General features: G+C 53.2%; 9 protein-coding genes. All 9 read left to right on the forward strand.

From position 1 onward, the window contains the following. The coding region (locus ACTH5D_RS16460; RefSeq protein ID WP_441673125.1) for a cysteine hydrolase family protein at positions 1 to 347 on the forward strand (347 nt) is incomplete at its 5' end. A gap of 40 nt (positions 348 to 387) precedes the next feature. Further along, positions 388 to 1,437, forward strand: coding sequence for an ABC transporter substrate-binding protein (locus ACTH5D_RS16465; protein WP_441673127.1), 1,050 nt, complete (start codon positions 388 to 390; stop codon positions 1,435 to 1,437). Positions 1,438 to 1,447: 10 nt separating this feature from the next. Beyond that, positions 1,448 to 2,242, forward strand: a complete 795-nt coding sequence (locus ACTH5D_RS16470; RefSeq protein WP_441673129.1) for an SDR family NAD(P)-dependent oxidoreductase — start codon at positions 1,448 to 1,450, stop codon at positions 2,240 to 2,242. Positions 2,243 to 2,253: 11 nt separating this feature from the next. Beyond that, positions 2,254 to 3,702 (forward strand): allantoinase AllB, encoded by a 1,449-nt coding sequence (gene allB / locus ACTH5D_RS16475; protein ID WP_441673131.1) that lies wholly within the window; start codon positions 2,254 to 2,256, stop codon positions 3,700 to 3,702. Next, positions 3,699 to 4,562 carry an ABC transporter ATP-binding protein gene (locus ACTH5D_RS16480; RefSeq protein ID WP_441673133.1) on the forward strand — a complete coding sequence of 288 codons (864 nt, stop codon included), beginning with the start codon at positions 3,699 to 3,701 and terminating at the stop codon, positions 4,560 to 4,562. Before allB ends, ACTH5D_RS16480 begins: the two co-directional genes overlap by 4 nt. Positions 4,563 to 4,572: 10 nt before the next feature. After that, positions 4,573 to 5,352 carry an ABC transporter permease gene (locus ACTH5D_RS16485; RefSeq protein ID WP_441673135.1) on the forward strand — a complete coding sequence of 260 codons (780 nt, stop codon included), beginning with the start codon at positions 4,573 to 4,575 and terminating at the stop codon, positions 5,350 to 5,352. 22 nt (positions 5,353 to 5,374) lie between these two features. Beyond that, a complete protein-coding gene (locus tag ACTH5D_RS16490; protein ID WP_441673137.1) occupies positions 5,375 to 6,391 on the forward strand; it encodes an ABC transporter substrate-binding protein in 1,017 nt (338 codons plus the stop codon). Between the two features lie 61 nt (positions 6,392 to 6,452). Then, positions 6,453 to 7,895, forward strand: a complete 1,443-nt coding sequence (locus ACTH5D_RS16495; RefSeq protein ID WP_441673139.1) for an amidohydrolase family protein — start codon at positions 6,453 to 6,455, stop codon at positions 7,893 to 7,895. Positions 7,896 to 7,906: 11 nt separating this feature from the next. After that, positions 7,907 to 8,491: a M20/M25/M40 family metallo-hydrolase gene (locus ACTH5D_RS16500; RefSeq protein ID WP_441673141.1), complete on the forward strand. Its 585-nt coding sequence runs from the start codon at positions 7,907 to 7,909 to the stop codon at positions 8,489 to 8,491. Positions 8,492 to 8,514 lie beyond the last annotated feature (23 nt).

Here is an 8,514-nt window from a genome sequence, read left to right on the forward strand (position 1 = left end):
GGCACCGCATATTAGTACGCGATGAGTGGGGAGCGGCGGCCATCGAAGAGCTGGCGCCTTCATCGCAAGACATCGTGGTTTACAAAAGTCGCTTCAGTGGGTTTTGGCATACCGAACTGGATGCGATTTTGCGGCGGCTAGACGTCACCACCCTCCTTTTTGCCGGCATTAATACAGAGCGTTGTGTCATGGCAACGCTCCAGGATGCCTCATTTCTTGGTTACAACGTTGTGCTCATGGAAGAGGCGGTGGCAACACCGTCACCTGAAGAATCAAAACAGGCTGCACTGACGTTGATTCGGCAGTTATACGGGTTTACGGCAGCGGGTTGCACGCTCGCTACTTAGCCCACCGGTTGTCCCACTCTTTGGATCTGGAGATTCTTCTATGTATTTGCTAATAGCATTTTTGAAAATTTCACGCTGGCGACGCCTCCTATTAGTGCTGATGTTGCCTGTTTGGAGTGCATACGCTCATGCAGAAACGCCGCTAAGGATGGTATTGAACTGGTCTTACCAAGGACCGCAGGCGTGGTTTTTTCTGGCTCAAGAGCGTGGCTATTTTGCTGAAGAAGGGATTGATCTGCGTATAGATCAAGGCTCAGGATCAGGCGCTGCCGTTGGTAGTGTTGCTTCGGGCACCTACGATGTCGGTTTTGGTGATATCAACGCCTTAATCAACTATGCCTCCAATCATCCCGATGATGCGCCGGTCGGCGTCTATATGCTCTATACCCGTCCCCCGTTCACGATTGCGGTGACCACTGACAGCGATATTCATGAACCTGCCGATCTAGAGGGTAAAACCATTGCTGGACCGGCCAATGATGGCGCGCTACGCCTGTTTCCTGCCTTTGCCTCGTTAACCGAAATCGATACTGACAGCATCGAAGTAATGAACATTGAGCCCCGCCTGCGCGAGCAAATGCTCAACCGGGGTCAGGTCGATGCCGTGTTTGGTTTCGTTAATACCATTCGCTTTAACGCCATGCTGGCGGGCATCGATCCTGATGAGCGCCTGCGCTTCATCCGTTACGGCGACTACGGAATGGACCTCTACTCTAATGCGTTGATTGTCTCGCGTCAGTTGATTGAAGAGAACCCGGAGGCGGTACGCGGCTTGGTTCGGGCCGTTAATCGCGCGGTGGCCGATGTGCTGGCTGACCCTGAAGCCGGTATGGACGCCGTCATGGCTCAAGAGCCGCTGATCAATCGGGAAGTCGAAACTGCTCGCCTAGCGGCCACCATCGAAGATGAGATGAACCATCCAGAATTGACGGAAGTCGGGCTCGGCAACATTGACGAGAACCGGATGCGAGAGGCTATCGATATCGTTGCCACCGCCTACGGTTTGTCGCATACGCCCGCACTGGAAACGGTTTTTAGTACTGACTTCCTTCCGCCTGAAGATGAACGCATTTACTCCCTATACGAATAAGGAAAACGTTATGGATTTGCTGCTAACCAATAAGATTGTAGCGATCACTGGCCCAGCCAAGGGCATGGGAGAGGCGATTACCCGCGCATTTGCTGTTGAAGGGGCCAGGTTGGCGCTGTTAGCCAGAGATACCCTGGCAGTCTCAGCTCTTGAAATGGAGCTACGTGATCAGGGTGTTGATGTCGTCCTGGTGGCTTGCGATATCACCAACTCGGATCAGTGCGAACAGGCGGTTGCCCATATCCGAGAAGCGTTGGGCGATGTTCCTGATGTACTCATCAATGTGGCGGGGGGCTCAGGGCCCGTCGGTAAATCGGGAGCGGATACCACCTTTGAAGAGTTTGAAGAGATTGTTCGTCTCAACATGGCGGGCTGCTTCAACACGATGCGTGCAGTGCTGCCAGGCATGATGGAGCGCCGTAGCGGCAAGATCGTCAATGTTGGCGGAACCTTTGGGATGCGTGGGAAGGCGGGCCGCATGGCTTACTCCGCCTCCAAATGGGGGCTCAGAGGGATTACGAAAAGCATGGCGATCGAAGCCGGCCCCCACAACATTAATATCAATATCGTTGCTCCAGGCATGGTCGATGGCCAGCGTTTTCGCACCAAAGTATGCCTGGATATGGCGGTCAAGCTAGGGGTTAGCGAGGAAGAGGCGGCCCAGCGACATGCTGCAGATTATGCCCTTCAGCGAATTTCTACCGCTCAGGATGTCGCAGATGCCTGCCTGTTTATGGCCAGTGAGCGCTCACGACAAATTACCGGTACCGACCTGCCTGTGGATGGCGGCTGGGCTGCTCTTTGAGGAGAAAACTAATGACCCAAGCAGATCTCGTTATTATCAATGGCAGCATTGTCAGTCACGAAACAACTCAGCAAGCTGCCATAGCGATTCGCGCAGGAAAGATTATTGCCATCGGCGAAGAAAGCAGCATGCCACCCGCCAAAGAAGTGCTCAATGCACAAGGCATGCACCTGCTCCCAGGGGCTATCGATGTGCATGTTCACTTTCGGGAACCAGGCTATACCCATAAAGAGACCTGGGAAAGCGGTACAGCCGCTGCGGCCATGGGCGGCGTTACTACCGTCTTTGATATGCCCAATACCAATCCACCAACGGCTACACCTGAGGCCTTTGCTGAAAAGCTAGCGCTTGCAGAACAGCAGGCCTACGTGGATTTTGGCATCTATGGGTTGATGGCTGAGGACAATGTCGACCAGTTAGAGGCGCTCGCAGAGAGTGGTGTCATTGGTTTTAAGTGTTTTATGGGCAATACCTTTGGCAATCTCCCTTCCCCATCCACCGGTGCCATGCTGGAAGCTTTCGAGCGAGTAGCGCCCTATGGGTTGCGTACTTCACTGCATGCTGAAACGGCCTCAATCATGGCATGGCGCTATGAGCGCTTACGTGCAGCGGGTCGTAACGATGCGATGGCTCATGTGGCGGCGCGACCCGATGTAGTCGCGGTAGAAGCGGTATCCCGAGCCGCCATCCTGGCTGAGTGGACCGGCGCGCGTATTCACGTACTGCACGTTTCATCCGCCGCGGAACTACGGCCCATGCGAGAGGCTAAGCAACGGGGCGTCGATATTACCAGTGAAACATGCCCCCACTATTTGATGATGGATACTCGTGATTACGCCACGCTAGGCAGCTTGATGCGTGTCAATCCACCTATCCGTGAAGCCGGAGATAGTAAGGCGCTATGGGAAGCCGTCCGTGATGGCACCGTGGATATGATCGCGACTGATCACGCACCCCACACCCCTAATGAGCAGTACAAAGAGGTGATTTGGGAGGCAGACTGTGGTTTCCCGGGGGTGGAAACCCAGATGCCGTTAATGTTGACCGCTGTTAGCGAAGGGCGGATCACGCTGCAAGAGTATGTGCGGATAAGTGCTGTGGCACCTGCTAAGGCTTGGGGGCTCTATCCACACAAGGGGGCGCTGACGGTGGGCGCCGATGCCGATATCGCGATTGTTGATCTGGAGCGCCAAGATGTTATTGATCAGGAGTCCCTGCACTCCCATCGGGCGCGAGCGACCCCTTTTCACGGCTGGTCAGTGAAGGGGATACCGGTGCATACCTTGGTGCGAGGCAGGTTTGTCATGCGTGACCGCACACTGCAAAGCGAAGCGAAGGGGAGCGGTCAGTCGGTGAAGCGTGTACAGCAGATGCCGCTAGCCAAACTGGTTAATAGCGACAAAACCTTGGCGGCTGAAATCGCCAAGATGACCGTTCAACGGGAGGCACTTACCTCATGATAACCGTACCCATTGAAAATGGTCAGTTGATTGGTCCACTTGACCAGCAAAAAAAAGTGTCAAGCTTTGAAGCCATAAAGCTGGAAGGGGCCGAGGTGATTTACGGTCGCGGCAAAAAAGCCACCCAAGCACTGGCACCCACTAATCTGAAAGTTGAAAAGGGTGAGTTTGTCGCCTTAGTGGGGCCTTCTGGCTGTGGTAAATCGACTATTTTGAAGTTGGCCAGCAACCTGTTAGCACCCTCATCGGGCCATGTTCATGTTGGTGGTCGGGAAGTTGGGGCCAAACATGTGGGTGTGGGCATGGCCTTCCAAAACCCGACCATGTTGCCTTGGCTGAGCGTACGCGACAACGTCATGCTGCCTCTTAAGATCGTGCCGCCGTTTCGTGGTCGATACCGCCAAGAGCGTAAGGGCGAATTCAGAGATCGTGCTGAGGGACTGCTAGAAAAGGTTGGTTTAAGAGGTTTTGGAGACAAAAAGCCCTGGCAACTCTCTGGGGGGATGTTGCAGCGGGCCTCGCTCTGCAGGGCCTTGATTCATGACCCTGAATTACTGTTGCTCGATGAACCGTTTGGCGCTCTAGACCAGTTCACACGCGAAGAGCTATGGGGAATCCTTCAAAACCTCTGGTTGGAAAGTCAACCCACGGTGCTGCTCGTCACTCATGACCTGCGTGAGGCCGCATACCTTGGCACTCGTATCTGTGTAATGAGTCCGCGACCAGGACAAATCATAGATGATCAGCGCGTTACCCTTCCGCGGCCACGCACTATTCCCATGACCTACGAGCAAGAGTTCGTAACGTTGACGCAACAGCTGCGTGAACTGATTACTCACACCCGGCCAGATGCTGCCTAGGAGGATTCCCATGGAATTCGTAGATAAAATGCGTCAAAAAGTGGCGGCTGCGGCCCTGATATTGGGTTTTTTTGTGGCTTGGGAAATTATTTGCATACTGTTTGGTGTGCCTGAGATCGTTCTCCCCAGGCCCACCCTGGTTATGGATACTCTTATTGCCCGGTTTCCGCAGTTATTACCCCATGTGATTCAGACCTTAAGCACAACGCTTACCGGGTTTGCCATGGGCGTCACCGTTGGCATGCTGTTGGGGGCTGTCGTTGGTTCATCCAAGGTGGCCTATGACACGGCCTACCCACTGTTAGTCGGTTTTTCGTCCATTCCCAAGGTAGCGGTTGTCCCCATCTTTGTCCTTTGGTTTGGCAGCGGTACGGTGCCTGCCGTACTGACCTCCTTTGTGATCTGCATCTTTCCTGTGGTGGTTAACGTGGCGACAGGATTAGCAACTACCGAGCCGGAGCTTGAAGATGTACTCAAGTCGCTAGGTGCCAAAAAGCGTGAAATTCTTTGGAACGTGGGTATTCCGCGAGCTATGCCTTACTTCTTTGCCTCTCTAAAAGTGGCCATCACGCTTGCTTTTGTGGGAACGGTATTAGCCGAAACTATCGCCTCCAATCGCGGTATTGGTAACGTTATGATGATTGCCACTTCCAGTTTTGATGTTCCCTTAGTGTTTTCTGGGCTGTTCCTGCTCGCCATGCTCGGCGTGTCCCTCTACCTGGTTTTTTCCATTATTGAGCGCAGAGTGACCGGTTGGGCAATGCGCAAATCTGATCTGTCTGCAGCTTGAACCCTACTCTGAGGAATGTTGCATGAAAATCATGAAAATAATTAACGGTTTACTGCTAGCTGGCACGCTTACCCCGTTAACCGCACAAGCGGACCTATTACGCATTAACTTCACCTTGGACTGGAGTCTTCAAGGAGTACATGCCTGGTATTTTGTAGCACAAGAGCGAGGCTATTTTGAGGAAGAAGGGCTGGATGTGCGTATCGACCAGGGAGAGGGCTCCGCCGCTACTGTTAGTCGTATCATGTCGGGTGCTTACGATGCTGGATTTGGGGATATGAACGCCATCATTCAGAACGCAGCTGAGCGCCCTGAACATACCCCAGTCATGGTGTATCAAATTTATAATCAGCCTCCCTTTGCACTTCTAACCAAAGCGGATGGGCCTATCCAGAGTATCGACGATATTGAAGGCCTAAGGCTCGGCGCCCCAGCGGGAAGTGCTTCCACACGGCTGTTTCCTGCCTTCGCAGAAGCGGCGGGTATTCGTCTTGACCACGTTGAGATTACTAACGTGGCTCCCAGCCTTCAGGAGCAATTGCTTAACAGTGGAGATGTTGATGGTTCGTTAGTCTTCAACGTCACCAGCTATATGAACTTGGTAGCCCAAGGCCATGACCCAGAGGCCGACTATCGCTGGTTTCCATATGGAGATTATGGCGTTGAAGTGTATTCGAATGGCGTGATGGTGTCGCGCTCCTTAATTGAAGAGCAACCCGAGGCGGTGGCTGGCTTGGTGAAGGCTATAAACCGGGCCGTTCAAGAGGTGATCAGTGAGCCGGAAATTGGGATAGCGGCGCTATTAGCAGAGGAAGGGTTCCTGAATGGCGAAGCTGAAACACAACGGCTTCAGTTTGCGCTTAATAATGTGATTATTTCCGATGAGTCTAAGGAGTTGGGTATTGGTGCGGTCGATGAAGAGCGGCTTGCTCGTTCAATTGACACTATTGTAGAGCTTTATGAACTCTCTAGTACGCCTGATGTTGCCGATGTTTACACGGCTGAGTTTTTACCCCCTTTGGATGAAAGGGGGCTTTAGCCTTTGATCTTCCAACGTTAACCCTCGGCCAAATCAGCTGTCGTATATATGAGAAAGGTGTATGAGTCACTATCAGTTCGCTGCCGCGATTCGCGGCAGCTCTTTTCAATTAGAAGGTCCTTGTGCAGTTGAAGTTAGCGATGGTGTGATCAGCAAAATAAATCCCCTGACATCTGCAACTGACCCTATTCCTAAACGCTTAATAATACCGGCCCTTGCAAATGCCCACGACCATGGGCGTCCTTTATCCACAACCTCTTTTGGTGCAGCGGGAAAACCGCTTGAAACATGGTTGCTGCGTTTAGCCGTCATGCCCTCCGTTGATCCTTACTTGGCAGCTTGCGCCGCTTTCGGGCGCGCAGCGGAAGGAGGATGTGCCTCGGTAATGATGCACTGCACACGACCACAAGGGCTGGATGCATTAGCGGGCGAAGTTCGCAAAGTAGCAGAAGCCGCAAAAACAGTGGGTATACGTTTAACGTTCGCAGTCGGCATGCGCGACCAAAACCCCCTGGTTTATGGTGACCACTCAGGGGTGACCGGCCAACTCGGCGCTGTGGAACAGGGTGTTGTCGAGCGATACTTCAGTCTACCGTCGCTAACGCCAAGTGAGCAGCTGCAGCAAGCTGAGGACGTGGCAAATGCTGTGGGTGACTTGGATGTGAATATCCAATTTGGGCCTACCGGCGTGCAGTGGTGCTCGGATGCGATGCTGCGCCAGATCGCAGAAGCCTCCTCTCAAACTGGCCGCCGGGTGCATATGCACTTACTTGAAACCCGTTACCAGCGGGAGTGGGCGGATAAACAGTTTCCAAAAGGCATCGTGCATTATCTCAAGGAGATCGGCTTGTTATCTCCTCGTTTAACATTGGCGCACTGCGTTTGGGCGCGCCCAGAGGAGCTCGAATTAATCGCTGCATCAGGTGCCACTATTGCGATCAATACCAGTTCAAACCTGCATTTACGCTCAGGTCGCGCTCCGGTAGCGGCGATGTGGGAAGCCGGTTGTAAGGTAGCAATGGGCATTGACGGTTGCGCACTGGATGAAGATGACGATGCGCTGCGTGAACTGAGGCTCAATACGCTGCTCCACGCTCAGCCTGGTTTTGCCGATGATGCGATTCGCACTCGCATGCTAACGGCAGCCACAGCCGCAGGACGCCTTTCCCTGGGGCGTGAGAGTGCTTTGCTAGAGCAAGGCGACGATGCTGATTGGGTGTCACTGGATCTTACTAAGCTGAACGTCGACGGCTTATATGAAGTGAATAGTCAGGATCTTCTGTTTTCTCGGGCCACGTGCCGCCACCTTGATAGCCTGGTGGTGGGTGGGCGCTCAATCGTTGAACAAGGCAAGCTGGTGACGCTGGATTTGGAAGAGGTTCATATCGAGCTACGCGATAAGTACCGTAGTGCGTTAAGTCAGCGATCCGACTTAAATAACGCCTGGCCAGCTATCGAACAACGAGTAGCCGCCTATTATCGTGAGCGATTGGGGTGTTGCTGAGGAGCTAATAAATGGATGAGCTAAAAGAGTGGCTGGGCCAGCGGAGTGAAGAGCAGGTCAATATGTTGCAGCAGCTAGTGCAGGTACCCTCCGACAATCCGCCTGGTAATGGGGTCGCCCATGCGTTATGTGCCACAGCGCTTCTGGAGCAGATGGGTTTCGAGGTGGAGCAGCATCGGGTGCCTGTTGAGATTTGTCGTCAACATGGTTTACAGCAAGTAATGAATTTGGTGGTAAGGCATCGCTTTGGGCCTGGCCCTACGGTCGTCCTGAATGCACATGGGGATGCGGTGCCGCCCGGCGGTGGTTGGTGTAAGGACCCTTATGGGGGCGAAATTGAGCAGGGCTGGCTTTATGGTCGCGGTGCCGCCGTGTCGAAAAGTGATTTCGTCACTTATGCCTATGCCCTTAAAGCATTGATTGAAATAAAGGCGTTAAATACCGGGTGTGTCGAACTGCACTTTACTTATGATGAAGAAACCGGTGGATTTACCGGTCCAGCCTGGCTGTTATCTGAAGGGATTACTCAACCGGATTATGCAATTTGTGCCGCATTTTCATATCACGCGGTTTCGGATAATAAGTGCAATTGGTAAGAGGGCGGCCAGCTGGTAGAGTC

This window comes from Halomonas sp., assembly GCF_052095695.1.
In the GTDB taxonomy this organism is placed as follows: Bacteria; Pseudomonadota; Gammaproteobacteria; order Pseudomonadales; family Halomonadaceae; genus Vreelandella.